This is a genomic window from Candidatus Marithrix sp. Canyon 246, assembly GCF_001723685.1.
Lineage (GTDB): Bacteria > Pseudomonadota > Gammaproteobacteria > Beggiatoales > Beggiatoaceae > Marithrix.
On the sequence record NZ_MCBX01000011.1, the window covers coordinates 25744 to 51710 of the forward strand.

A 25967-nucleotide genomic window follows, 5' to 3' on the forward strand; every position below is an offset into this window, starting at 1 on the left:
CTATGATCGTGGGTAAATATCGCCAATTAATTTACCTTCTTGCAAAATTAGAGTACGATGCCCCATCGCTTTAATTAATCCTAGTGCATGTGAGGCAACTAATACTGTTACGCCTACTTGATTGAATTCTTGGTATAAATTCATAATTTCTTTGGCTAAACCGGGATCAAGATTACCTGTTGGCTCATCTGCTAATAAAATCGGTGGCTTATTCACAACTGCGCGAGCTATACCAACTCGCTGTTGTTGCCCGCTTGATAAGGTTATTGGATAGCTTTTTTCTTTATTCAATAATCCTACTTTATCTAAGGCAGCTCGCACTCTACGACGAATATCTTGTGGTTTAAAATTGGAAACTATTAATGGTAAAGCAACATTATCAAATACAGTTCGATCAAACAGTAAACGATGATCTTGATAAGTAAAACCAATTTTACGTCTTAAATAAGGAATACGATGTGCAGCTAAGCGGCTTAGATTTTGCCCACCTACTAAAATTTGCCCTCCAGTATTGCGTTCAATTAGCGCGATTAAACGCAATAAAGTAGTTTTACCAGCTCCAGAATGACCAGTTACAAACGCCATTTCGCCTTTCTTTAAATGGAATTGCACATTTTTAAGTGCTTGAGTTCCATTAGGATAACGTTTACTGACATTAGTAAAAACTATCATTCTTTACTTAATAAGGCATCCACAAAATTAGCAGCTTCAAATTGTCTTAAATCGTCAACTTTTTCACCGATACCGATAAAACGAATTGGTATTGCGCTTTGTTTTGCCATCGCAAATACAATACCGCCTTTGGCTGTGCCGTCTAATTTTGTTAGCGTCAAACCTGTAACTCCAACAGCTTGAGTAAATTCTTTTACTTGTACAAGCGCATTTTGACCAATGCCTGCATCAATTGCTAACATAACTTCATGAGGAGCCTCGGAATCAAATTTTTGAATTACGCGCTTAACTTTTTTCAATTCTTCCATTAAATTAGATTGAGTATGCAAACGCCCTGCGGTATCAGCAATTAATACATTAATACCACGCGCAGTTGCGGCTTGTAAAGCGTCATAAATAACCGAGGCAGAATCAGCGCGATCATGTTGAGCTATTACTGGCACATTATTACGCTCACCCCAAACTTTTAGTTGATCAACAGCGGCAGCTCTAAAAGTATCACCAGCAGCTAACATTACAGAACGCCCTTGGGCTTGAAAACGTTTAGCTAATTTACCAATTGTTGTGGTTTTACCAGCTCCATTAATACCTACCATTAAAATAACAAATGGTTTTTGCTGATTTTCAGGTATAATTAATGGTTTTTCAACTGGTTGTAAAATAGCCTGCATATTCTCATGTAAAACCTGAAATAAGGCATTAGGATCAGTGAGCTGTTTGCGTTCAACTTTTTCAGTTAAATCATTTATAAGCACATTAGTTGCATCCACTCCAACATCAGAAGTCAAAAGTAGAGTTTCAATTTCTTCAAGCAAATCATCATCAATAGACTTTTTACCTAATAATATATTGGCTAAGCCTAGAGTGAAATTTTCACGAGTTCGATTTAATCCCTTTTTCAGACGAGAAAATAAACCTTTTTGTTCTGTCGGTTGTTCAGTTGTTTTTTTCTTGAATCCAAACATTAGTGTTTTTGTAGTTAATCTAAAAAACATTCATTATAACATTGAATAGTCTATCAGATATTTTTTGATTCTATATAAAAAAGCATCTCTAGTTAAACCTAATAATCGCGCCGCTTGAGTGCGGTTGCCATAGGTTTTTTCTAGTGCTTGTTTTATCATTTGAATTTCAAAGTTTTTTAAATTTATCCCTGTTTCTGGTAAGATAAAATCATTAGTTTCAAATTGTTTGTCTTGAAATTCTTTGGGTAAGTGCTGAGATGTAATGGTTTTGCCGCTGAATAAAATTAGCATTCGTTCACAAAAATTACGTAGTTCTCTAATATTGCCTGCCCATTTATATTGACGCAAATATTTTATTGTTTGTTTTGGATAGGTGGGTGCGGCTAAGTTATGATGTTGCGCTAGTTGTTTTGTAAATTTGTGTAGCAACATTTCTAAATCATCTATACGTTTACGTAATGGTGGTAGCTCTAAAGGTACAATATTTAAACGATAATATAAGTCTTGTCGAAATTTTCCTTGTTGTACTTGAGTATATAAATCACGGTTTGTAGCTGCTAAAATACGAGTATTAATCTTTTCTATTTGAGTTTTGCCAATTACTTGACATTCTCCGCTTTCTAAAAAGCGTAATAATTTTGCTTGAATATTTAGCGGTAATTCTCCGATTTCATCTAAAAATAATGTGCCACCATTAGCGGCTTGTATGCGCCCTTGTTGATTAGTAATAGCTCCAGTAAAAGCACCTTTACGATGCCCAAATAGTTCTGATTCTGCTAAATTTTCAGGTAAAGCGGCACAATTAATGGCAATAAATGGTTTATCAGCTCGGCTACTATGTTGATGAATAGCTTGTGCTAATAATTCTTTACCGGTGCCGCTTTCTCCTAAAAGAAGTAGTGTCACATCTGTGATTGCAGCGATACGAGCTGCACGAATTACTGTGCAAAATTCTCCTGAATTGCCTAATAATTGTTTATCAAAAAAGTCTGACATTCTGTACCTTGATTTTTTGGATTTTCTTGATTAGCTTGATTATTTAATAATTTGTAAATTCTAATTCAGACAATTTTAGCATGATTTTTTTAATAAAAAGGTGACAGTAATCAAGAAAATCAAGAAAATCAAGAAAAATCAAGGTACAGACAATTAGTAGCTTGATTTTTTCTCGTTATTTCACACACTATTATGTGAAATAACATATTTACAAACATATAAATAAATTATAAACTAATATAGTTGCTTAATATATATAGTTATTTTATATTTTTAAATACTGGTACAAGCTATGCTAAATAGACTTGTTTTAGAAAATTTTGATAAATAATGACTGTAAGGCATTTTGTTTTTTTCACTGTATTAGCAACTATTCCCTATCATTTGCAAGCTAATGAACCTTATTCGCCAATAAATACTTATTACAATATGAAAATGAAGGGTTCTAAATCTACTTCACGTTTCAAACAAGGAGAATCTATACGCGGTAAAATTAATCCTATTTATAATAGCAATAGCAAACAACTATTAAGTGATATTACGCTTGGTAATACACAAGGTTTTGTGCGCGGCATTATTAAACATTTAAATGTTGATAATTATAAAGATGGTGATGGCAATCAAATCAATTCTGCTTTTACTCATCAAACTGGTAGCTTAATTTTTGGCTATACTCCTACTAAGAAAACTCGTTTTGAACTAAGCCTTGAAGCGGCTGAGACTGATGATGCTGCTTTATATGCTCATGCCTGTATGGATTTACCTCAAAATGATAAAAATAGTATTCGTTTTAAATTTCAAAATGAATTCGGTACTAAAGCCATGTTCTATTATTCTGAAGTTGATAGAGTCATGGATAATTATTCTTTGCGCTCATTAATTAGCCCTATGAAAATGGTAATGCGTGGGCATTTTAATATGCAAGGTGGGCGTATTACTCAGGATTGGTTGACTACTAATAATATTAAATGGACTTTAGGAATTGATCATAAATCTTATAATAAAGATACCAATCGTTTTGCTGGTTCTCCTAATGTCGCAATTCCCACTAAATTGCAATCAATTATGTTGCCAGATATTGATTTGCAACAGACTATGTTGTTTGGTGAAATGTTGATGCCATCTCTAAAAGCGGCTTTACGTTATCGTCATGTATCAACTCAGGCTAATCGAGCTGCTCAGACTGCTATGGGAGGTATCACACCAAATGATTTATATCTAAAATATTATGGTACCACAGCGCAATATAATGAAGAAAATCATATAGATGGATTGATTAATTATAAATATAAATTAAAAAATGGTTTTGTATTTATCAATCTAAGTCGCGCTGTACGTACAGCTACAGCAATGGAACGTTTTATCGCAGTTCGTGGCATCAATCCGATTAGAAATGGAATTGGAAATCCAAATTTAAACCCTGAACAAACTCATCAAGTAAAATTGGGAATTTCTTGGAAATCTAAAGGCTGGCAACAAAAGGCATCAATATTTTATAATGATGCAACTGATTACATATTAAGAGATCGCGCCCATGCTATTGATAATAGCAATATATATCGTAATATAGATGCGCGATTGTATGGTTTTGAATGGAAAAGCAATCTAAAATGGAATCATACTTGGTCTAATTATTTGAATTTAGCTTATATTCACGCGACTAATGTTACTGATGATCGCCCAATTGCTCAAACACCACCTTTAATGGGCAGCTTGGGATTGCATTATAAATATAGTAAAAACTGGTATATAGCTAGTGAATTAGAATTTGCGACTAAACAAACTAGAGTGGATAACAATATAAATACCGGTAGTGGTTTAGATATTGAACAAACATCTGGTTTTAATATTTTAAATATATTTAGTGGCATAAATATAAGCAAACAAATGAATCTACAATTAGGCATAAATAACCTATTTGATAAAACTTATGCCTACCATGTCAATCCTGCTAATATAGTTTATTTTAATCCTGAAGCTATTCAAGTAGTTAATGAACCCGGTAGAATCTTTTGGTTTAATTTAACAACAACTTTTTAAAAATTATGATTACAGAAATTACTTTATTTTCAGCATTTATAGCCGGATTATTAGGTTCCGGGCATTGTATTGGAATGTGTGGCGGTATTGTTGGCGCCTTGACTATGAGTTTGCCAGACAATATACGTCAATCTCATCGCAAGTTAACTCCTTATATATTTACTTATAATTTTGGACGTATTGCTAGTTATACTTTAGCAGGAGTATTAATGGGCTTTTTAGGAGCGCAATTTGCTGGAGTATTACCATTAGATAATCCACGTGTAGTGGCAATGTGGGTTTCAAGTATCTTTATGATATTGCTTGGATTGTATATAGGAGGATGGTGGAAAGTATTAACTTATTTAGAAAAAGCTGGTCAAAAATTATGGCGAAAAATTGAACCTTTAGGGCGACGCTTATTGCCAGTAAAATCACCATTACAAGCATTAGGATTAGGATTATTATGGGGTTGGCTACCTTGTGGCTTAGTTTATAGTATCTTAGCATTTTCACTAACATCAGGCAGTGCTTTACAAGGTGGATTATTAATGCTAGCTTTTGGACTAGGAACATTACCAATGTTATTTGCAATGGGAGCAACAGCCCAATGGCTAACGCGATTTGCTCAAAAACTAATAGTGCGCAGAATCGCAGGAACCATGCTGATTTTATTTGGACTGTTTATTTTATTTGCACCACATCATAATTAAACCATTATAATAATAAACTAATTATTTTAATTATGGTTTAAATAAATTATGAATATGAAGTTAATAACAATATTTTATGTATGTTTTATCTTGTTTGTAATCGCTTTAGCTAATCAAGGCGAATTAGGTATTTTAGCAGTCATAGTATATGAAGTGCCATACACAGATAAACTAGGGCATTTTATTTTAATGGGCTTGCTAGCATTTTTTCTTAATCTCAGTTTAAAATGTTCAACAATTAGTATTTTGAATTCAACTTTCCTCAAAGGCAGTATAATAATTTTGATTTTGGTGACTTTAGAAGAAATTTCTCAATTATTAGTAGAGACTAGAACCTTTGATTTAATGGATTTATTTGCTGATTATCTTGGAATATTTGTATTTGGACGCTTGGCTTTGTATTTTAATGCTCGATTTGCTTAAAACCTAGATATTGGCCTAAAGACCTGACAGGTTTTAAAAACCTGTCAGGTCTGAATATAATTTAGCATCCACAATTCTACCATCAGGATATTCATGTTCATAAGTAGGAAATGTTTTAGGTTCAATTCCTCGGTTATTCCTACGAAGTTCAAAGATGCGTTTGATTCGCTCATAAAAAATCTGACTTTCTGGAGAAAATTCCTCTGGTTTTGTCATTTTATAGTGAGGAAGATTTGTCAATGCTTCTTCATCTTTATCAGATACCTCAGTTGATTTTTCAGAATTATCTTGAATATCAATAAATTCAGTTGCTTTTTTAGCTTGCATTTGAATATAAAGATAAATGATTGCAATTAAAGTGAAAATATATAAGACATAAGCCCAAACAGGTGGAGAAAGATCATTTGGATCTATATTAGGAATATAATGGATAGCAATGAATTTCCATAAAGGTGTGGCATAAAATTATTTACTCTTTTAAACTTAAAATAAACATAGAAAAAAAGCATTCCTAATAGCAAAACAATGAATGAAAATATAGAGAAAGCTAACCAGTACATGATTTTACCTATAATTGTAATTTGTTAATATAGTGAGTTATATATTGTATTATCAGTATAATTAGTCACCTTTAGGTGACTTTAGCTTTGAGCCTTGGAATTTATTCCTAGACGGTGTTTGGTCATGTAAAAAACTATTTATTCAATCATTTACAAATAACGAAATAATAGACTTGTCCCTAAATAATTAAACAGGCTTAAAACTGTTGTACTACAGAGCAGTTTTATTTTGGCAAAGGTATTACTTATTAAGGGATATGTCTAATATAATTAATTTATCCACATAAACGCAGTAACGGAGCGGAGCTAATTCACTATACTTATGATTAATTCGCTAACTTATGTTAAGCCCCAAGCTTTTGTAATAATTCAAACACTGCCTCGGGATAAATATAAATGCCCCAAAGGCAAGTAACTCTAGTTGTAATATGTTCATATTGATGATATTATCATATAATGCATTGACTAGCATTTAATAGACGCTCTTTTACACGTTGCCTATCATTTTCGACTTCATTAAAGCGACGCTCAAAACTATCAATTCTTTCGATTCTTGGTAAAGGAGCTTCTTCTAAAGCTTTTAAACTACTAGACCATCCTAATTGTTGTAATGATAAATTAATTTGATCAGTTAATAACTTAATTATTTTTAACAAAAATATTAGTTCTATCAAGTGCGGGTGGTGGGTCAAAAATATAATTTGGGAATAGAGGATTATCACAAATAAAGTAGCAGTACCCTTTCACTTTGGATCACTCCATTTTTAATTATATTTTTTAGTTCCTGAAAAACTTTTAATTAACGCTTCTTGAACCACTCTATAATCTTGAAATGTAGTCATCCAAATTGACCAAAATCCATGTGCTAAAGCTAAATCCATAATAATCTCAATATCACAACTACACTTTTGATATTTGTTTAAATATCTATTTGCAATTTCCCATACTTTCTTTCTATCTTCCCATCTTTTGTCTTTAAAAGAGTACTTTGAATTTCCAGGAACTCTATCCAATCCAACTAAATCCAAAAGTTTTTGAGCTTTTTCTTTAAGTGGACTTTTTAGAATAGGATTGAGAATAACAAGACCACCCTCTAAATAAGAAAAGACCGAAAATGTATTATTAATATGTGGTAAAAGGCTATCATCTACCGATTTGGTTCCTTTTATTGAATTACAATTTTTACAAGCCAACAGAAAATTATTCCATAAATATTTTTGTTTTGGATGAGTATGTTTATCATTAATATGCTCAACATCCAATGCAGAACTATATCCTTGTCGTTCACAATAACTACAAAAATCACCAATAGCTAAAATTAAATCATCTTTAGCATCTCCATACGGATTATATCTATTTTTATTTCCTTTAAATAGAGATTTATCTACAGGTCTCATTTATCCAAGTTCCGTTTTTCGTTCTGCTTTCATGAGTGCTACAAAAACCGGATCACTATTAAACTCTAATTCCAATTTATCTAACTCTTCTTTAATTTTATTGGTTGTGTAATCATTTTTTGATGTTTTCCCTTCTTGTATCAAAGCAAAATAATCAGAGGCAACTTTTTGCATCTTCAAAAATTTTCTACTTCGTTGAACAGATTCTAAATTCATCTCCTCCTCAGCTATATCAGGGATACTTTTAGTAAATGGATTATCTACAACATCATCACCATCCAATTTTATAAGTTCTTCTGCTCTCAATGATTGTATAATAAATGGAGAGTGCGTTGTTGCAATAAATTGTATCTTGGGAAAAGTATTTTTCAAATCAGAGATAATATTTTTTTGCCATTTTGGATGAAGATGCATATCTATCTCATCAATAAGTACCACCCCTTCGGTCTCTTTGATGGCATTTCCTCCCAAATGGGGATTTAATTTTATAGCTCTATATGCAATATCAGCTGTCAATCTAACAACACTCTGATACCCAGCACTCATCATAGAAAAAGAGACCCAACTTCCATTTTCCAGTTGACCAAGCATATCATCCATCTCCCAAGAAAAATGAATCTTTTTCCAATCTTTTACCATGCTTGTAATGGAGTTAGTAAAGGCATGATATAAAGTTTTATCCTTTCCAAACTTCAACACAGAATCTTCATAAGACTTAAACCATTCCAAAAATTGCCCTTTAAGCGTTCTTGAATCCAACGCACCATAATATCCATCAAGCCTTGAGCCTTGTTTTTGATAAGTTACTTTGTTTTGATGTCTATCATTAACTCTTTCAGTACCATAATAGGCTATTAATGGTAGTTTTACATTATCTCCATTCCTAACTTGATTAGCTAACTCTTTAGCTTTATTAATCATCTCTTTAGCAGATTTATAATTTGTGGCTCCACCAAGATCTTTATCTGTACTCCTATGCCATTTATAGTTTATGTTATCTAAAGTCTGTTGTATATCTATTCTAAATGGTAATTGAATTTCAATATTATCAGGAGATATAATTTCTCTTCTTTTTTCTTCATATCTAAGAGGTATTGATTCTTCCCTCTTTAAACCCATAAGCACTGTTCCCAAAGAGTAAGATAAAGCTTCTAATATAGTTGTTTTACCTGTTGCATTGTTACCAATAATAACATTCATTTGAGGATTGAATGAAAACTCTTCATCTGCAAACAGTTTGAAATTTCTAATCTTTATATATTCTATCTTCATGATTTTAAAATAGCCCGTAGGGTGTATAAGCGAAGGTTTTCCGTGGGAAAACGACATCAAAAAATTATTCTAATCGGTGTATTAGGCTTTGCTTATACACCCTACACTGGCTATAGCTGTATAATTAAGCTAATAATAGCGAGGATCATCGTTTTTTGTATATTTTTAAAACTTTTAACACTTACGAAAAATAATTAATAACTTTATTTAAACACATTGAAAATAAACGTGATTCATCTTCAAATACAATAATACTATTACGTTCAAACAAATTGTTAGCTTTTCGTTTTGAAGTAGTAAGAGTTAGATATTTACTTCCATTAACTGCTAATTTAATATCAAAAAAATATGTCCCTTCATTTACTGATATTGTTTCATAAAATGGTTCTTTGATGTCTTTTTGCAAAGATAGCAAAGCCTTGCTTAAATTTTCAGTAAGTTCATGAAATTTTTCTTCAAAAATTTCTATTTGACGATTTCCTCTTTTACCCGATTCAGTTATTATCAAGCATTTTTTCCCTAAAATTGTATTCACATCAAATAAATATGAACGACTACCTAATATAACTGTTTCTGAAAATGAATTCCCATTATTATTCATATTGTTATCAATATCACGGATTCCATGAAGCTTTGCATGACATTTACCACATACAACCAAAAGATTATCAATATGATCATTTTGATACTTTTTAGGATATTTTACATGATGAACAGCTTTATATGTTGCACCACACAACTCACATTTATAATCGGCTCGTGCTAAAGCTAATTTTTTTAAACTGTCCCATTTTTCGGAATTCAGATAATCTGAATAAAGTTCTTTATAGAATTCTGATAGTTTTTGAACCAATTTTTGTTTATAAAACCATAAAACAGCTAAACCAACAATAAAAATAATGATTTCAATTGAAATAATTATAAAATGAATTTCTAACATTTCGTAGCTCCAAATATTGTTCATAATCTATGTTCCACCAAACAATCCCCCGGCACTGCCCGTTGTGCCAATTCTATCAAATGCGGATGATGAGTCAAAAATATAATTTGTCTATTTTTACTTAGTTCTCCTAATATTGATAGTGTCGCTTGTGAGCGTTCGTCATCGAAGTTTATTAGGATGTCATCTAATATTAATGGTAATCTTGGTTGGGTGTAGCGTTCTATGCTGGCTAGTCTTAGGGATAGGTATAGTTGATCGCGTGTGCCATCGCTCATCGCGTTGGTTGTTAAACCCATATTGTCTTCGCGTATTCCCATTAATATTGGTTGATCGGTGTTGCTGCTATAGTCTGTTTTTATTCCTGCAAATTGATTTAGGGTTAATTTTTGAAAGATTTCGCTGGCGCGTTTGATCACAGGGCCTTGATTTTGTTCACGATAACGTTCAATTGATTTTCTGAGGATTGATGCTGCTAGGTGAATTTGAATATAACGTTCACTTAAATTTTGCATTTCTGCTAGGGCTAATTGGGCTTCGTCAGCAGCTTGAGCAGCGGCTGCATTACCGTCCATTTGTTTTAATAGAGTACGTAATTCTCCAATGGTTTGGTCGATTTTGGAACGTTGTTGTTCTAATTGTTGAATTTGTTCTATCGTTGTTTCTATTTGTACCGCTAATTGTTCAATGTCTATTTCTGCCGCTGCCTCTTCTAAATCAGATAATGACAATCCTTCTCCTTGTTTTAATAATTGTTGTTCTACTGTTATCAATTCTGCTTGTAAAGCTTTTTTATGTAATGAATCTTGTTCGGCTTGTTCTAAATCGGCTAGGTTTTCACAATGTGCTTGTTCTAATAGGGCTTGTAAGCGAGCTTGAGATGCTTCAATTTCTTGTTTGGCATTTATATAATGTTGTTGTTCTTTATCTAAACTGTGTTGCAATTGTTCTAAACGCGCTAAATCTTGTTCAGTTTGGCTCAGGCGATTAGATAATTCTGGAACTATTTGTTCTAGCGGCTCATTAATTAATTCTGTTGCCAGTGTTTCTGCGATTGCTTTCACATCAGCCTTAAATATTTTAGCGTCTTTTTCCATTAATTTAACTCGACGCTTGAGACTATTGGCTTTGTCAATCTTATTTAATATTTGATCTAAAGTATCAAGTACATCACGAGCAGTTTCTGTTGCTGTTTTAGCGGGTAAATTTAAAGGAGCTAGTGCTTGTTTCCATTGCTGTTGCCATTTTTTTAAAGCCGCATCAGCTTGTATTTTTGCAAGTTCAGTATTAGCTTTATCTTTATTTAAATTATTGATTTCTAATTCTAACTTATCAAATTTACGCTGTAACTTAGTAATCAAAGCGACACTATTATGAGCTTGTTCCACTATATTGGCTAATTCGGTAAAAATCTCTCCTTTAACAAAAGCTTTTAAAGGTAATAGTGCATCAGTTAATTCTTCGGATAACTCTTTAACTAATTCTCGCCCTACTTGTAATTTTTGACGACGCTCTCTTAATGAACAACTTTGTTTACGTAAATCTAAGCATTCATTTAACCAACCTCGCATTTCAGCAGGTGCCCAAGGTTTTATCCCTGTAGGCTTCCAACTATTTTCCCATTCATTTTGTAAATTAGCTAATACTGTTTCTAATTGATGCCACTTTTTAGTTTGTTGTTCCTGCTCATGACTCGCACTCTGTTGTTCTGCTAATAACATTGAATATTCTGCAACACGACTAGCTTCACGACGCAGGCGATCAGAAAGTTCATCCGCATGATACATGGCTTCTTCAAATGTTTTATATGCGTCTTGTTGTTTAAAAGGAGAAACTTGTTCTAATAGTGACAGTGTGGAAGCCTTTTTAGATTTTACAACAATTTGTTGCCAATATTGTTGCCTAAGTTTTCTAACATCTTCTAAAGTTTTTTCAGTAGGAATTTCGCCTGCCCAAGATAAGGCATTAATTTTTTGACTAGAATTTTCAGCCCGTTGTCTAGCATTTAATAGACGTTCTTTTACACGTTGCCTATCATTTTCTACTTCATTAAAGCGACGCTCAAAACTATCAATTCTTTCGATTCTTGGCAAAGGAGCTTCTTCTAAAGCTTTTAAACTACTAGACCAACCTAATTGTTGTAATGATAAATTTATTTGGTCAGTTAATAACTTAATTTCAGTTTCATCTTTAGCCAAAGATTCTTCTAAATCACTATATTTACATGCTCGTGCTAAACCAGCTTGTAACAAGGTTAAATCAGGTGGATCAGGTAAAATATCTAATGCTTGGTTTTGCTGAATTAATTGTTGTTCAATTGCTTCTAAACGTAGAATCAGACTATTTTGTTTTTCGCGTAAAGTAGGATAGCTATTCGCTAGATTTTTAATCTCCTTAGCTTGCAAATTAGTAAGGGTATAGTTTGATACATCTGACAAAGTAGTGTTTGGATAAATACGCTGCAATAACAGCTTAGCCTCCTTTTCCACGGTACGCATTTCAGTACGAACCCCGGGTAAATCACGAGCGGCTTTTTGATGACTACCTAAACGCCCTCGCAAATCATTAATAGTAGGCTTTTGAGCTAATAAGGCTTTAGAAATTTGAACTTGTGAAATTTGTTGCTCTAAATCGGCAATAGTTTGTTCAGCCTGTTCAGCTTTAGTTTCAGCAGTACGTAAATCCAGATTATCTTGAAAACGTTTAGAACTAACATCTTCAGGCAATAAAATCACCTTAGCCAGTTTGGCTAATTCAGTTTTAACTTCTTGATGCCTATGTAAAAATGCGCGAGTACGTTGAATAAGTTCTAAACGATTTTTATCAACACGTAAATTTTGTAAATTTTCAGTAAGTGTTTTATGTTGTTGTTGTGCATCATCTAAATTTTGCGCGTGTTCACTCCACTTTTGTGCGGATAAAGAAGCTTCTTCAATACGTTGACAAGCTTCTTTATAAGTTTTAATAGTTTGGTTTAAGAGCGGTTTAGAACCACGAGCTTTAAATAACTCATCTTTTTCTTTATCTAACTGAGTTAAAACCTCATGAACATTGACGCTACCACTACCGGCTTCAAATAAACTTTCACCGACATCACCACCACCTTGCAACAAATTATCTCCACCTTGGCGCAAACAATCATGATCAAAACAAAACAAGGCGATAAACTGAGCCTCATCCATATCACCACCAAGATAATCCAACAAATACTTCTCATTCAAAGGCTTATTATCAACATCAAGTAAAGTATTTTTACGCCCTTTACGCCGATAAAATAACAACTCACCCAAACCATCATTTACGACATTAGCTCCAATACGTAATTGATTATTAGCATGAAGATGAGCATCAGAAGTACGTTCAGGAATCCCAAAAAACAAATTAATCAAAGCACGACGTAGCGTACTTTTACCGGCTTCATTTGCACCATAAATAAGATGAAACCCCGGTTGCTTAGCAGAAAAATCTAAAATTTTATTTGTAAATGCCCCAAAGGCAAGTAACTCTAGTTGTAATATGTTCATATTGTTCATTTTATCATATTATGATAAAATTATAACCTAATTAACATATAAGCATTAAAAAATAATTATGAATACATTACAACAAACAGCAATTGCTACAATTTCAAAGCTACCTCATACAGCAAATTTTGATCATATTATCGCTGCATTATACGAAATCCGAATCAAAACCGAAAACTATAAACTAACTAAAATACAACCAGATGAAGTTAAAAAAATTTCATGTTTGGAATTGGCGCGATCTCATAATTTAGTTGGGTGTATAAAAAATGCACCAGCAGACCTTTCTATTAATAAAGGTTACATGGAAGGATATGGTTTATGAAACAAGTGATAGTTGATACAGGTCCTTTGGTTGCACTCCTAAGTGAAAAAGATGTTCATCATGATTGGGTGACTAAGAAAATGGCTAATATTCACACGCCTTTATTAACTTGTGAAGCAGTTATTTCTGAAACTTGTTTTTTATTAAAGCGACATTCCCATGAAAAAGCAGATGTGGTTCTTGAACTGATAGATATGAATTTTATGAAAGTTCCATTTTTTTTAGGTGATAACGAAAGGAAAGATATTAGGCGTTTAATGGTTAAATATGCAAATGTTCCAATGTCTTTTGCAGATGCTTGTTTGGTAAAAATGAGTGAGCAATATTCTAAAAGCCTTGTTTTAACTTTGGATAGTGATTTTTTGATTTATCGCCGATATGGTAATCAATCTATATCAACTATTATGCCTTATGATTAAATTTACACAGTTCTGCTAATACAAAAATAAATTCCAACACCGTGGTTTTACCGCTACCATTTGCACCACCTAATACAATGACTGATTGTGATTTTCCATTATCGGTAAAATCTATTTTTACGTCTTTTAAGGTACCGCAATTTTTTACTGTGATATTGTAATATATAAATATATATTACGCATTTTTACAAAAAAAAAGGATTGTCCCTACAGTTTATAACAAAAAATGAATATATAGCCAATACATAATTTTTTTCCTATAATTGTAATTTGTTAAAACTTCAATGTAAATAAAGTTCTGTCTAGGTTGGGCTGACGAGAGGAAGCCCAACCTACAGAATATATCAATTTTAGAAGAGCTGTACATAACATCAGTTAATTAACTAATTCCCAATAAGTCAATAAAGTCTTTTGCAATTTACTATCATTATCATCACTGACCATAAAAAAGTAATTGTCTTTATGGTGGGTTAAGCCTTCAAAATTATCGATTTCCCAACCTTTAAAGTTATTAAATACCGCAATCTGTTTAAATTCACTATCATCTCCCTTTGAGCAGCTACACGTAGAAAGCCATACGCGCCTTACACTAATAATGAGAGGCTTTAAAATCGAACTAAAAGCGCGTTCTAAAATTAGAATCGAACCATCTTTTAAAGTTTCTAATGCTACTATCGCACTGTTTGGAGCTGGATAAGCTGGAATTGTCCATTTCCGCTTGGTTTTCAATGAGTAAATTGTATGTTTATTGCCGGTATTTTTTAATGGATATTCTGGTGCGGTTAAAATACCTAAGCGTGGATGTATTGTCACTGCTTCTAATGCTTTGTTTTTGCTATGGTAGTTTTTAATCTTAGCTAATTTTTTTGGTAAACGATATTTAGAGATTAATCTACCTTTTGGAGTAAATTTAGCAATCTTAGGCTTGCGTTCAAAGGATATTATTAGTTGACCATTCAAAATTGCTAATCCTTCAGAATCTCTGGATTTTAATCTTTTGCCATTTTTCTTTGTTAATTTATACGCTGATAATAGGCGAATTCCAACTAGTGTATTATTTACAATTTGTGGCTTTAAATGATATAAATCAGCATTATCTGAGATAGCATATAAAATCTTTTCATCCTTATCCCATGCTAAACCTGATAATTCACTGATTTTAGGTATAGTCAGTTCCAAAGTACCCCTTAAACGAATATTCATATACTGTTCACCAGATTTATATTTGTTTGAAAAAGCAATTGGGTGACTCAATGAAGATGCAACACAAGATACAGTTGCTATAATTAGTAATATTGTAATGATAACGTTTTTAAAATTCATATTTATAGGATGATTTATGGAAGTTTCCCATCGTATCATAATTTCTGATATTGACAATACTTTATTAGGTGACACTAAAGCACTTGGTGAATTTATCAATTATCTAAAAAAAAATCGTGATTCTATCAAATTTGGCATAGCTACAGGGCGACATTTAGAAAGCGCGATAGCTGTGTTAGAACAATGGCAAGTGCCAACACCTGATTTTTTTATCACTGCTGTAGGTAGTCAAATTCACAATGCCACTAAAGAAGCAGATGAAAATTGGTTAAAACATATTGATTACTGTTGGAAACCTGACGAAATACGAGATTATTTATCACAATTTAAAGGTTTAAGTTTACAGCCAGATATTAATCAAGGTGAATTTAAAATCAGTTATTTTGCAGATCAAAATTTTGAGAAATTAGAACTACCATATGCCGCTAATGTTATTTATTCACATGGTGAATTTTTAGATATATTGCCAGTTAGAGCATCTAAAGGTTTAGCAGTTTCTTACCTTGCTAAAAGTCTGAGTTTGCCGATGACACAAGTTATGGTAGCTGGTGATTCTGGTAATGACGCAGAAATGTTGACCAATGATGGGCTTGGAATTGTAGTGGGTAATTATAGTAACGAGTTAGAAAACTTGAAAAATAAAAAGGGTATTTATTTTGCTCAAAATAATTATGCCGCTGGTATTTTAGAAGGGATTAAACATTTTGATTGGTAAGTCAATTTTGGCACAGATTTTTCTTAATTTGTGATTAAGTTTTGATTAAGTTAGGAAAATAAAATGATAGTAGTAAATAACAACAATAATAAAGAACAACAACAAGCCTTATCTTTTATCTTTAGATCCTTTACTTCTGAAAGTAAAAAATTTTTTCTACGCTCAGATATTAGTTATCAATTTGAGCAATTTTGTGAACAATACGATTGCACAAAGCCGGTTGCCAACTTTATTGCTGGAATTCAAGAAGCAGTAGTGGTTGAACCGTGGGTTTATTTATTAATAAGAGTCGGTGCTGGGCGGTGGGAATATTACCGTTATCATACTGAAACCATAGAAGCAGAAACAATTGATGCCAGTAAATTTCTACAAATAAAAGAACGCATGGTAAATCCTGCTTTGCAAGATGATGATTGGGTTTTAGAAGTCGATTTCGCACCATGTCAACGTGACATTCCTAAGTTAAAAGAGCAACATTCTATTGGGCGGGGTGTCGAATTTTTGAATAGACATTTATCAAACCGTCTATTTACTGACGCTAAGCAAAGTGAAATTTTATTGTTTGATTTTTTGCATCAGCATCAATATGAAGGGCAAACCTTAATGCTTAATAATCGCATTAAAGAAGCCAGTCAACTTATAATTGCTTTACGTGAAGCTGAAGATTATTTATCATCACAAGCAGCCGATGCAAGTTGGCAAGATATTGCTGATAAAATGCAAGAAATGGGTTTTGAACCGGGCTGGGGGCGCACCGTTGAACGAGTAAATGACACCATCAATTTATTAATTGACATTTTAGAAGCACCTGATGCAAATAATTTAGAACAATTTTTAGCTCGTATTCCAATGAATTTTAAATTGGCGATTATTTCGCCACATGGTTTCTTTGGACAAGCTAATGTCTTTGGTTTGCCTGATACAGGTGGACAAGTTGTTTATATTTTAGACCAAGTCAAAGCTCTTGAAATAGAAATGTCAGAGCGTCTTTATGAGCAAGGGCTTGATATTGAACCTAAAATTATCGTAATTACTCGTTTAATTCCTGAAGCTGGTAAAACCACTTGCAATCAAAAAGTAGAACCAATTATTGGAACTAAAAATGCCAAAATTTTACGAGTACCATTCCGCGATGCACAAGGTAAAGTAATACCTTATTGGATTTCACGTTTTTGGATTTGGCCATACTTAGAATCTTTTGCCGTCGAAGTAGAAAAAGAATTAGTGGCTGAATTACATGGCTCACCAGATTTTATAATTGGTAATTATTCTGATGGTAATTTAGTTGCCAGTTTACTGTCTCAAAAATTAGGTGTGACACAATGCACAATTGCTCACGCTTTAGAAAAAGCTAAATATTTATATTCTGATTTATATTGGAAAGCTAACGAAGAACAATATCATTTTTCAACACAATTCACCGCTGATTTACTTGCTATGAATTCTGCTGATTTTATTATTAGTAGTAGTTATCAAGAAATTGCTGGTAATGGTAATAGCATTGGTCAATATGAAAGTCATAGTTCATTTACAATGCCCGGACTTTATCGCGTTACTAATGGAATAGATGTTTATGATCCTAAATTTAATATAGTTTCACCGGGTGCTGATGAAAGCATTTATTTTGCTTCTAAAGAAACAGAACGCCGTTTGCCAGAATTGCATCCTGAAATTGAAACTATTATTTATGGTAAACCTTCTGATGAAAGTCGCGGTGAATTTGCCAATCCAGATAAACCGATTATTTTTACAATGGCGCGTTTGGATCGAATCAAGAACTTAACAGGTTTAGTAGAATGGTATGCTCGTAGCCCAGAATTACAAGCAAAAGCTAATCTGTTAGTAATTGCCGGACATATTCATTCAGAATCTACTGATGACGAAGAACGTGAACAAATTGCTAAAATGCACGAGTTAATGTCACAGTACGGTTTAGATGATAAAGTACGTTGGGTAGGTAAACATTTAGACAAACCAGTTGTTGGAGAATTATACAGATATATAGCTGATAAAAAAGGAATTTTTGTTCAACCAGCAGTATTTGAAGCTTTTGGTTTAACAGTAATTGAAGCAATGGCATCAGGTTTACCAACCTTTGCAACATGTTACGGTGGACCATTAGAAATTATTGAAGATGGTATTTCAGGTTTTCATATTAAACCAGATTATGCTGAAGAAACAACAACTAAACTTATAGAATTCTTTGATCGTTGCAAGAATGAACCTGATTATTGGGAAACAATTTCAGACGGCGGAATAGAACGTGTACAAACCAGTTATAATTGGCGTTTATATGCAAAACGCTTAATAACTTTATCACGAGTATATGGCTTTTGGAAATATGCAACCAATTTAGAATCCGCATCTAAACGACGCTATTTAGAAATGTTCTATGGATTAATGTATCGTCCATTGGCGGCAAAAGTGCAGGATAGATAATCTAGGGTGGTAAGTCAAGAACCACAAACAGAGCAACTAGGATCCTTATGTAATTTAAGTTTACGCCACTGCATTTTGTCTGCATCTAGCAGCAATAAGTAGCCAAATTCTCCAAGATTTAAAATTACTTTTATCACCTCTAGTGCTTGAATACTGCCTATTATTCCAACTAGGGGTGCTATAATGCCGCTTTCTATACAAGCTTTATTCACCATAAAACGTGTAGCGAAATTATCGCTACAATCTACATTAAAATGTTCTAAACTCAGTTTTTGATTAATAGTAGTAATTTTTACATTAGGATTCAGTCTCTCTAATTTTTTTTTGGCTGAAATTACTTCTATCCTATACATTCTCCAAGGTTTGGAAAATCGTAAAGCAATTCATATGCTTTTTGCCAAGAAAAACACTTATTTTGGGACACTTAGAAACTGATGATAAGAGCAGCTGTACAAGGTCTAATTGAAGAATTAGGATTGATGAAGTGTGTGTTTACATTGGATGCCATGCATTGTCAAAAAAAACCATTGAAGTTGTAAAAAATACTGGTAACAATTTGATCAACCAAGTCTTTTGGAAGGTATTACATGATATTGAAAATTATAACCAATTCTCTAAGCCTATTTGTCGCTGCCCGTCACATTTACATTTGCAAATAATTAGTTTATTCCGTAAATCCGTTGTACTACTACTAAAATAATATCCCTCTTGTAATCCCTATTTATATAGCTTATAATACATATGTTATATTATATTTTCTTATATGAGGAATTCCAAAATGAAAAAAGTAATAATATTTTTAATGTTATTATTTGCAAGTAGGCAAGTATTAGCAGCTGACATGTATATTAACCCAGCGACTACATACCTTGAGGCAGATAAAAAGACAATGTTAGAAGTAATAGGTGGAACAGAACCATTTAAATGGACTTGGCAAGATAAAGATGGTCTGTTACATGACACTAACTTTGCTAGCGAAGGCAAACGAAGAGTATATTTTTCTGCCCCTAGCGATTCTGGAATATATCAAATATTTGTTAAAGATGCTACTGATATTACAGCAGAATCTTTAATTTTTATCAATACTTCAATAACACTTACAAACATTGAAGGAAAAAATACAGTATATATCAGACCAGAAGAAAGTTTTAATCTAGTTACTGCTGGTGGCAGACCACCTTATACATTAATACAAGAAGCTGGAACTTGTGATAATCAGGGAAATACATTTGTATGTAAATCACCTAATATTATTGGATATTATGATATAACTGTGCGTGACAGTATTGGAAATACAAGCCAAGTTAAAGTTTATATGGTTTCAGAACTAAAAGTAACACCTTATGTACAATATATGGAAAGAGAAGGAAAAGCCATATATGAAGTAAAAGGTGGTATTTCTCCTTATACAGCATCCCCAGAAAAGGGAACTATCAATGCTCGCAGTGAAACTGGTATATTCACTTTTAATAGTAGCCAGATGAATTCAGATGAGGATGTAAGTATTAGATTCCGTGATGATGCAGGACAAACAATTGAAGCTCACGCATGGATACAGATACAGCTTAATGTATCGCAGAAGACTCTGTATGCTGACATCAATTCAACAGCAAAGTTTAAAGTTTCTGGAGGAACCGGTGGCTACACAGCAGTAACAGATGGTGGTATTGTAACAATAGATGATAGAACCGGCATAGGTACATGGCAGGCACCAAGAAAATTTGGTAACTATGAAATAAAAATTTCAGACTCTAGCGGAAATTCAAAAGTTTTAATTGGTAAAGTTGAACCAATTAACCCTGTTATTTCTCCTTCATCAGCTAAAATGAAAGTGGGTGAAACTCGAAAATTTATGGTTACTGCTGGAGTACCACCATATGAATGGGGGTGTGAAGCTTGTCTTGTTGAACCTCAAAATGAGAACAAAAGCGTTAGTGAAATGACAGTTCCTGAAACAGCTGGTACTTATAATTTGTATGTTGAGGATGGTGCAGGTAATAAAACTGAAATTAATATCACTGTCTCACCATAAGGAGAACCATAACATGAAAATTATCAAACCCATTTTATTATTCATAAGCTTAATTATACCCATAGCTTCATCAGCTATCACAATAGAACCAGCTAATATAATCGTCAAATCTGGAGAATCAGTAACTCTTACAGTTAATGGTGCCGATTCAGGAACCTATAAATGGCGAATTCCAGCAGGTCATTTAAGTTCTGTTTTTGGAAAACCCTTATCATTGAATGCTCAAGCTTATACAGAAAAATCGGTGCAATATCATGTTCCTAAAAAAGCAGGTAACTATCAAGTTGAAGTTAGTGTCAATGGCAGTAAAGCGATTGCTAATATAACGGTTTATTTGGATTTAATAGTTTCCCCAACTAAACTACAAATAAAAGCTGGTGAAACTGCATCTTTACAAGCCTATGGAGGAATACCACCATTTAAATGGTCTGCTGAACAAGGAAATATTAACCCAGAAAATACTGCTAAAGTTACTTATCAGGCTCCTTCAGATATTAATAATACTACACTTCAAGTTCAAGATGCAGTAGGTAATGTAATTATTGTAGCTATTAGAATAATTACACCACTATCAGTAAATCCAGAAAGTTTAAGTCTTCAACCGAAAACCAGTAAACTGCTAAAATTATCTGGAGGTTTACCGCCATTTACAAGTATCGTTAATACTGGTAGTGGTAAACTAGAACAAGACGATACAAATTTACTCTTTACTGCTCCTCCAGTATATGGAACATCCATAATTGAAATTACAGACGCTGCTCAACAAAAACTAACTGTACCAATAACAACATTAGGTCCATTTACCGCCAGCCCTTCTCGTATCTCCATAGATAAGCAACAAAATGCAATATTTCAAATCTGGGGAGGCGAAGCTCCTTATCAAGTTGCAGCAAGACTAGGTAGTGCAAGTTGTGATCAAACTGGTGCTTGCACTTATACAGCCCCAGCACAATATGGACCAGACATAATAGAAGTGCAAGATAAGACAGAAAAGAAGCTAGTAATATTTATTACAGTAGAAGGCGGAACTCCTACTATTTTACCTACTAATCCTAGATTAAATCCCGGAGAAACTGGAATATTTACAGTAGAAGGCGGTTGCATATCTTACCAAACGAAAAACTATCCTTATCAATGGGCATGGGAAGCAGATATTATAACTTCCTTATCAGAAAACGGTCAAATGATTCAAGTACCAGCTCCAAAACCAGAAGGATTCTATAAACTCAGCGTACAAGATGCTTGTGAAGTAAAACAAGAAGTTATGGTAAATGTAACAGCGGCAGAAGAACCCTTACCAGTAGCAACTTTTACTATTAAACCTAATGACACACTAGATGTAAACCAAACAATCTTCTTTGACGCTAAAACTGATAAAGATCCAGAAGGTAAAAAATATACTTATGATTGGAATTTTGGAGATAATGTCAGCGACAAAGGTTTTCGTGCTTCTCATACCTATAAAACTTCTGGTAGTTTTAACGTAAAATTAACTGTAACAGACAAAAAAGGCCGACCAACTGAAGCAGTCAGAACTGTAAGAGTATTACCCCAAGTAGCAAAAATGCGTACAGTGCCAGCTCAAGCCGCATTATACCCAAAAGAAAATTTAGAAATAAAAATAGCAGGAGGCATACCGCCTTACACTATAACCGCTGAAAGAGGAAGGCTTACACAAACAACTGGTGAAACAACTACTTACATAGCACCAAATATTACTGGACCTGATCTAATAATTGCAACAGATCAAAATGGCAAAGTCGCAAAAGTAATAATTGAAATCTTACGTGAAATACAAGTAACACCAATTAGACCACTAATTTATCCCGGCGTAAAACAAAGATTTAACGTCATTGGCGGCAAGGGACCATATACATGGTCAACAACAGTAGGTGAAATAGAAATAGTTGATAATATAGAACAATCTGAAATTAATGTTGTAGTGCCTGATGCTTCTATAGTACCAAGAATAAGTGTCACTGATGTTAATAATAAATCATTTAATGTATTTCCGAGGATTTCCACCAAAATAAGAATATCTCCTCAAACAATAGCATTAAAACCCAATAAACTACATAATTTCACTGCAATTAATGGAGTTGGCAGAATAACATGGCATAGCAACGGCGGAGATTTAAGTCGATTTGAAGGCAACTCCACCAACTACCTAGCTCCACATGTTGCAGGTACTTACAAAGTACTAGCCACAGATGCTAAAGGCGACTCAGCTCAAGCAATGGTTTACGTAAACTTATTGCCAGTAATAACACCAGCAATGTCAATCTTACAAACAGGAGAAGAAACGACATTTAGAGTATTAAGAGGCACAGCACCTTATACATGGACGGTAACTGGAGCAGGAAAAATTATATCAACAAATCAAAATGGTGATTTAGCAACATTTCGCGCTCCAACAACAGCAGGGCGTGCAACAATTCTAGCAACAGACAGTGAAGGCAAAATAGTTCAAGCCATAGTGAGCATTCAATTACCAAACAGCTTTGCCATCTCACCTACAGAAATACATTTGGAACCAGAAAAAACTACCACTTTACAAGCAAGAGGAGCAGATACAGTAAAATGGTCAAGCCAACTTGGACAACTAAGCTCCTTAGAAGGCAAAAGAGTAACTTACATCGCCCCAAAAACCAATAGCGTAGATATAATAACAGCGACCAATGACAAAGGAGAATCATCCAACGCGATTATATTTATAGGTGGCAGAGTAACAGGAAATGGAAATTTTTATGCTCACGTTGATGGCAGCGTAGAAAATCCTAATATAATTGGAGTATGGAATATTAGCAACCCAGAAGATAAACCACAAACAAAAACCCTATACGTAGCAATAAACATGGAACAAAAAGGTTTACAGATAGTAACCCCAACAGAATGGCAAATATTTAATGGAACAGATATTCCAAGCTACCAACAAAACATCAAAGCCAACGCGACAAAATTCAACATAATGAAAAACCGAGATGTAACATCATTACCAGCACTTCAAATACTATTAGGTTACGGAGTAGGAGAAAATCCAGTTCAAAATATGTTAGAAAATAATAAATTTGGGGTAATTTATCCATAATTTGATAATCAATGAGTGCCAAAGATATAATTCATGAGGCAGTGAAAACTGCCTTAATTACATAAAATACCATTAATTATTGTCGATTTAGAAGAACAGGAGATAAATCAATGGATAACTTATCCCAATATCGTTCATTAATCATGGATATTTTACAAAAACATGCTATATAATTTTTGAAGTATTTGCAAGCTTACCAGATGCAGTTAATACTCCAGAAATAAAATTAGAATTTAAATAATTTGGACAACATTATGAATTCATGGACAAAATTGCAAACAGCTTCAAATTTGAAGGAGCAAAAGTAACCACTATTGACGGCTTACGAGCAGACTTTGAAGATGCTTGGGGATTAGTACGCCCATCTAATACTACACCATGCTTAGTATTTCGCTTTGAAGCCGATAATGAAGCTGCACTAAGCAGAATACAAAAACAGTTTAGTGGGCAATTATTGGCTATAGATGGTAATTTAGAATTGCCGTTTTAATTTAAGACACTGTTGGTCGGTGATAACCGACCATTTACCTAGGCAAATTTCTTACTTTTACATCTGGCAAAGCTTGTTTCTTAGTGTTGCAAACCAAAACTTTATAGGTTAGCCATGTCAGTTTTTTCTTGAATTTATTTGTATTTATGGAAGCCATAAATTTTTGTGTCATTGATGGATTATTAGGTAAATCTAGTTCTAACCATAAAACCACTTTTATTTGTTTTTTTTGATGACAGAGCAACTTTGCATAAAGATCCCAATTTTCAGGTGTGTTTGATGTACGATAACTGCCAATTATACAGGCTATAGAATCTCGTACTTTTTGAGCTAATTCTATAGCTAATTTGCCTTTTAAAAGTCTATCCTTATTTTCAATAAAAGATCGACGAAAATCTTTGACTTCAATAAAATATAATGTTTGATTATTAAATATAGCTAAAAAATCAACTGCCTTTGTCTTATTAATTTTACTGATCTTATTTCGATAATCAGGATGTTCATCAAGTTTCAAAACACGCCATTTGTCACCAAATTCAAATAGTAAATCACCTTCTTCAATGCGTGTCATTGCTGCTATCCTCGTTAGAAAATAGTTCCACTTCACGATCATAATAATCAGCAAATTCTTCTAAAATAGGATTATGTGAAATATCAGCTAAACTATCTCCTTCTTGAGTCATTACACTTGAATCATGATTAGGTTTATGTAAGGAAAAAAATTTAACTTTAGTTGGATTTTCAGAAGGATATTCGGCTAATAAAGAGAGTTCGTGGCTCAGTAGATAATCATGAGTAGCAATAAAAATTTGCATTCCAGAATCAGCGAGTGCTTGTAATACTTTTGCCACTTTTACAATCAATTTTGGATTTAGATTTGCTTCTGGTTCATCCCAAAATAAAATACTATTTGTAGTTAAAGAACCATTGCGTAATAAATAAAATAAAGTGCCTAATTTACGGTAGCCATCAGCAACTAGATTTACATCTAACTTATTACCATTTAAATTAAAATAAAAATGTTCTGATTCTTTAACAACCACATCTTGTTCTTGAGATTTAGAATCTGTGATTATTTCTTGTAAATGCTTGAGTATTGGCTCAACAGATTGATAATCTGCATGAGTATTTCTTAAAGTAGCTGCATTTAAAGCTAATGCTAAGTCATAACAAGTGCTGTCGTAAGGGATTTCTTTTCTTTCATAAGTAGCAAAAAAGTGATCATAAATTGAAAGCATTTCAACGGTAGGTAGATAGACAAAATTTACAGTTTCAGAATTATTGATATTAACTTCTATATCTATTTCGCTTTTATAGTCTATTGTAGAGTCAGGATTTATGATACCATCAGAAATACCAAGACTAAATTCTAGTCTTCCGTTCTTGTGAGAAAAAAAAGTAGTTGCCTTTCTAGTATTATTATTATTTCTAATTAATTCATTAGAGTTATGAATATTAAATAACTTTTCTAAATCATTGCTTAGCATATTTGCAGTTTTTAGACTATTTAATACTGCATAAATAGCTTTCATTGCATGAGTTTTCCCAGTACCATTTGTACCAATCAATACATTAATTCCATCACAAAAATTAAATTTGGCTTGTTCAAATGCAGTAAAGTTTTTTAGGGATAAATTTTTTATTTTCATCTTTTA

At 33.1% G+C, this 25967-nt stretch carries 24 protein-coding genes; 10 read left to right on the top strand and 14 right to left on the bottom strand.

Annotated elements, in window-relative coordinates:
* Genes ftsE through BHU68_RS08220 form a run of 3 tightly spaced genes read right to left on the bottom strand, consistent with a single transcriptional unit; the run spans position 1 to position 2633 of the window.
* Entirely contained in the window at positions 1 to 672 is a 672-nt protein-coding gene (gene ftsE / locus BHU68_RS08210) for a cell division ATP-binding protein FtsE (RefSeq protein ID WP_069470326.1), read from the bottom strand.
* Positions 669 to 1637 (bottom strand): signal recognition particle-docking protein FtsY, encoded by a 969-nt coding sequence (ftsY, locus tag BHU68_RS08215; RefSeq protein WP_069470360.1) that lies wholly within the window; start codon positions 1635 to 1637, stop codon positions 669 to 671. The genes ftsE and ftsY overlap by 4 nt, the downstream gene beginning before the upstream one ends.
* Before the next feature lie 33 nt (positions 1638 to 1670).
* The gene (locus BHU68_RS08220) at positions 1671 to 2633 is read right to left on the bottom strand and encodes a sigma-54 interaction domain-containing protein (protein ID WP_069470325.1); all 963 of its coding nucleotides are present in this window, start codon (positions 2631 to 2633) and stop codon (positions 1671 to 1673) included.
* 330 nt (positions 2634 to 2963) lie between these two features.
* Between BHU68_RS08220 and BHU68_RS08225 the strand changes: the two genes are divergently transcribed.
* From BHU68_RS08225 to BHU68_RS08235, 3 genes are read left to right on the top strand one after another with little or no spacing between them, the layout of a single operon-like run.
* A complete protein-coding gene (locus BHU68_RS08225; RefSeq protein WP_069470324.1) occupies positions 2964 to 4673 on the top strand; it encodes a TonB-dependent receptor domain-containing protein in 1710 nt (569 codons plus the stop codon).
* 5 nt (positions 4674 to 4678) lie between these two features.
* Positions 4679 to 5365 (top strand): sulfite exporter TauE/SafE family protein, encoded by a 687-nt coding sequence (locus tag BHU68_RS08230; protein WP_069470323.1) that lies wholly within the window; start codon positions 4679 to 4681, stop codon positions 5363 to 5365.
* A gap of 54 nt (positions 5366 to 5419) precedes the next feature.
* Complete coding sequence (locus BHU68_RS08235) at positions 5420 to 5788, top strand: VanZ family protein (protein WP_141699464.1); 369 nt, start codon at positions 5420 to 5422, stop codon at positions 5786 to 5788.
* A gap of 33 nt (positions 5789 to 5821) precedes the next feature.
* Here the strand turns inward: BHU68_RS08235 and BHU68_RS17635 are convergent, their stop codons facing one another.
* The 6 genes from BHU68_RS17635 to BHU68_RS08265 form a co-directional block, all read right to left on the bottom strand.
* Positions 5822 to 6115 carry a hypothetical protein gene (locus BHU68_RS17635; protein WP_069470321.1) on the bottom strand — a complete coding sequence of 98 codons (294 nt, stop codon included), beginning with the start codon at positions 6113 to 6115 and terminating at the stop codon, positions 5822 to 5824.
* Between the two features lie 682 nt (positions 6116 to 6797).
* Positions 6798 to 7004: a hypothetical protein gene (locus BHU68_RS08245; protein WP_069470320.1), complete on the bottom strand. Its 207-nt coding sequence runs from the start codon at positions 7002 to 7004 to the stop codon at positions 6798 to 6800.
* 108 nt (positions 7005 to 7112) lie between these two features.
* The gene (locus BHU68_RS08250; RefSeq protein ID WP_069470319.1) at positions 7113 to 7745 is read right to left on the bottom strand and encodes an HNH endonuclease; all 633 of its coding nucleotides are present in this window, start codon (positions 7743 to 7745) and stop codon (positions 7113 to 7115) included.
* Positions 7746 to 9017, bottom strand: coding sequence for an AAA family ATPase (locus BHU68_RS08255; protein WP_171899555.1), 1272 nt, complete (start codon positions 9015 to 9017; stop codon positions 7746 to 7748). It abuts the gene before it with no gap.
* Between the two features lie 181 nt (positions 9018 to 9198).
* A complete protein-coding gene (locus BHU68_RS08260; RefSeq protein WP_069470317.1) occupies positions 9199 to 9981 on the bottom strand; it encodes an HNH endonuclease in 783 nt (260 codons plus the stop codon).
* On the bottom strand, positions 9978 to 13490 hold the full coding sequence (locus BHU68_RS08265; protein ID WP_083234208.1) for a YhaN family protein: 3513 nt from the start codon (positions 13488 to 13490) through the stop codon (positions 9978 to 9980). The genes BHU68_RS08260 and BHU68_RS08265 overlap by 4 nt, the downstream gene beginning before the upstream one ends.
* A 58-nt stretch (positions 13491 to 13548) precedes the next feature.
* On the opposite strand from BHU68_RS08265, the gene BHU68_RS08270 reads away from it, so the two are divergent.
* Both BHU68_RS08270 and BHU68_RS08275 read left to right on the top strand, forming a co-directional pair.
* Entirely contained in the window at positions 13549 to 13806 is a 258-nt protein-coding gene (locus BHU68_RS08270; protein ID WP_069470315.1) for a hypothetical protein, read from the top strand.
* A complete protein-coding gene (locus tag BHU68_RS08275; protein ID WP_069470314.1) occupies positions 13803 to 14225 on the top strand; it encodes a type II toxin-antitoxin system VapC family toxin in 423 nt (140 codons plus the stop codon). The genes BHU68_RS08270 and BHU68_RS08275 overlap by 4 nt, the downstream gene beginning before the upstream one ends.
* On the opposite strand, the gene BHU68_RS18340 is transcribed toward BHU68_RS08275, so the two are convergent.
* Both BHU68_RS18340 and BHU68_RS08280 read right to left on the bottom strand, forming a co-directional pair.
* On the bottom strand, positions 14209 to 14397 hold the full coding sequence (locus tag BHU68_RS18340) for an ATP-binding protein (protein WP_083234210.1): 189 nt from the start codon (positions 14395 to 14397) through the stop codon (positions 14209 to 14211). The two genes, BHU68_RS08275 and BHU68_RS18340, sit on opposite strands and share 17 nt — an antisense overlap.
* A gap of 203 nt (positions 14398 to 14600) precedes the next feature.
* On the bottom strand, positions 14601 to 15548 hold the full coding sequence (locus BHU68_RS08280; protein ID WP_069470313.1) for an esterase-like activity of phytase family protein: 948 nt from the start codon (positions 15546 to 15548) through the stop codon (positions 14601 to 14603).
* A 16-nt stretch (positions 15549 to 15564) separates the two neighbouring features.
* Between BHU68_RS08280 and BHU68_RS08285 the strand changes: the two genes are divergently transcribed.
* Together BHU68_RS08285 and BHU68_RS08290 are read left to right on the top strand one after the other, a co-directional pair.
* Positions 15565 to 16263: an HAD-IIB family hydrolase gene (locus BHU68_RS08285; protein ID WP_069470312.1), complete on the top strand. Its 699-nt coding sequence runs from the start codon at positions 15565 to 15567 to the stop codon at positions 16261 to 16263.
* A 63-nt stretch (positions 16264 to 16326) separates the two neighbouring features.
* The gene (locus tag BHU68_RS08290; protein WP_069470311.1) at positions 16327 to 18702 is read left to right on the top strand and encodes a sucrose synthase; all 2376 of its coding nucleotides are present in this window, start codon (positions 16327 to 16329) and stop codon (positions 18700 to 18702) included.
* 14 nt (positions 18703 to 18716) lie between these two features.
* Here the strand turns inward: BHU68_RS08290 and BHU68_RS08295 are convergent, their stop codons facing one another.
* A complete protein-coding gene (locus BHU68_RS08295) occupies positions 18717 to 19055 on the bottom strand; it encodes a HesA/MoeB/ThiF family protein (protein ID WP_069470310.1) in 339 nt (112 codons plus the stop codon).
* Positions 19056 to 19480: 425 nt separating this feature from the next.
* On the opposite strand from BHU68_RS08295, the gene BHU68_RS08300 reads away from it, so the two are divergent.
* The 3 genes from BHU68_RS08300 (at position 19481) to BHU68_RS08310 (ending at position 24312) form a co-directional block, all read left to right on the top strand.
* A complete protein-coding gene (locus BHU68_RS08300; protein ID WP_069470309.1) occupies positions 19481 to 20734 on the top strand; it encodes a hypothetical protein in 1254 nt (417 codons plus the stop codon).
* Positions 20735 to 20747: 13 nt separating this feature from the next.
* A complete protein-coding gene (locus BHU68_RS08305) occupies positions 20748 to 23822 on the top strand; it encodes a PKD domain-containing protein (RefSeq protein WP_069470308.1) in 3075 nt (1024 codons plus the stop codon).
* A 262-nt stretch (positions 23823 to 24084) separates the two neighbouring features.
* A complete protein-coding gene (locus tag BHU68_RS08310) occupies positions 24085 to 24312 on the top strand; it encodes a hypothetical protein (protein ID WP_069470307.1) in 228 nt (75 codons plus the stop codon).
* A 34-nt stretch (positions 24313 to 24346) separates the two neighbouring features.
* On the opposite strand, the gene BHU68_RS08315 is transcribed toward BHU68_RS08310, so the two are convergent.
* The gene (locus BHU68_RS08315; protein ID WP_069470306.1) at positions 24347 to 24883 is read right to left on the bottom strand and encodes a hypothetical protein; all 537 of its coding nucleotides are present in this window, start codon (positions 24881 to 24883) and stop codon (positions 24347 to 24349) included.
* Entirely contained in the window at positions 24870 to 25961 is a 1092-nt protein-coding gene (locus BHU68_RS08320) for an AAA family ATPase (RefSeq protein WP_069470305.1), read from the bottom strand. The genes BHU68_RS08315 and BHU68_RS08320 overlap by 14 nt, the downstream gene beginning before the upstream one ends.
* Between the last annotated feature and the right edge of the window lie 6 nt (positions 25962 to 25967).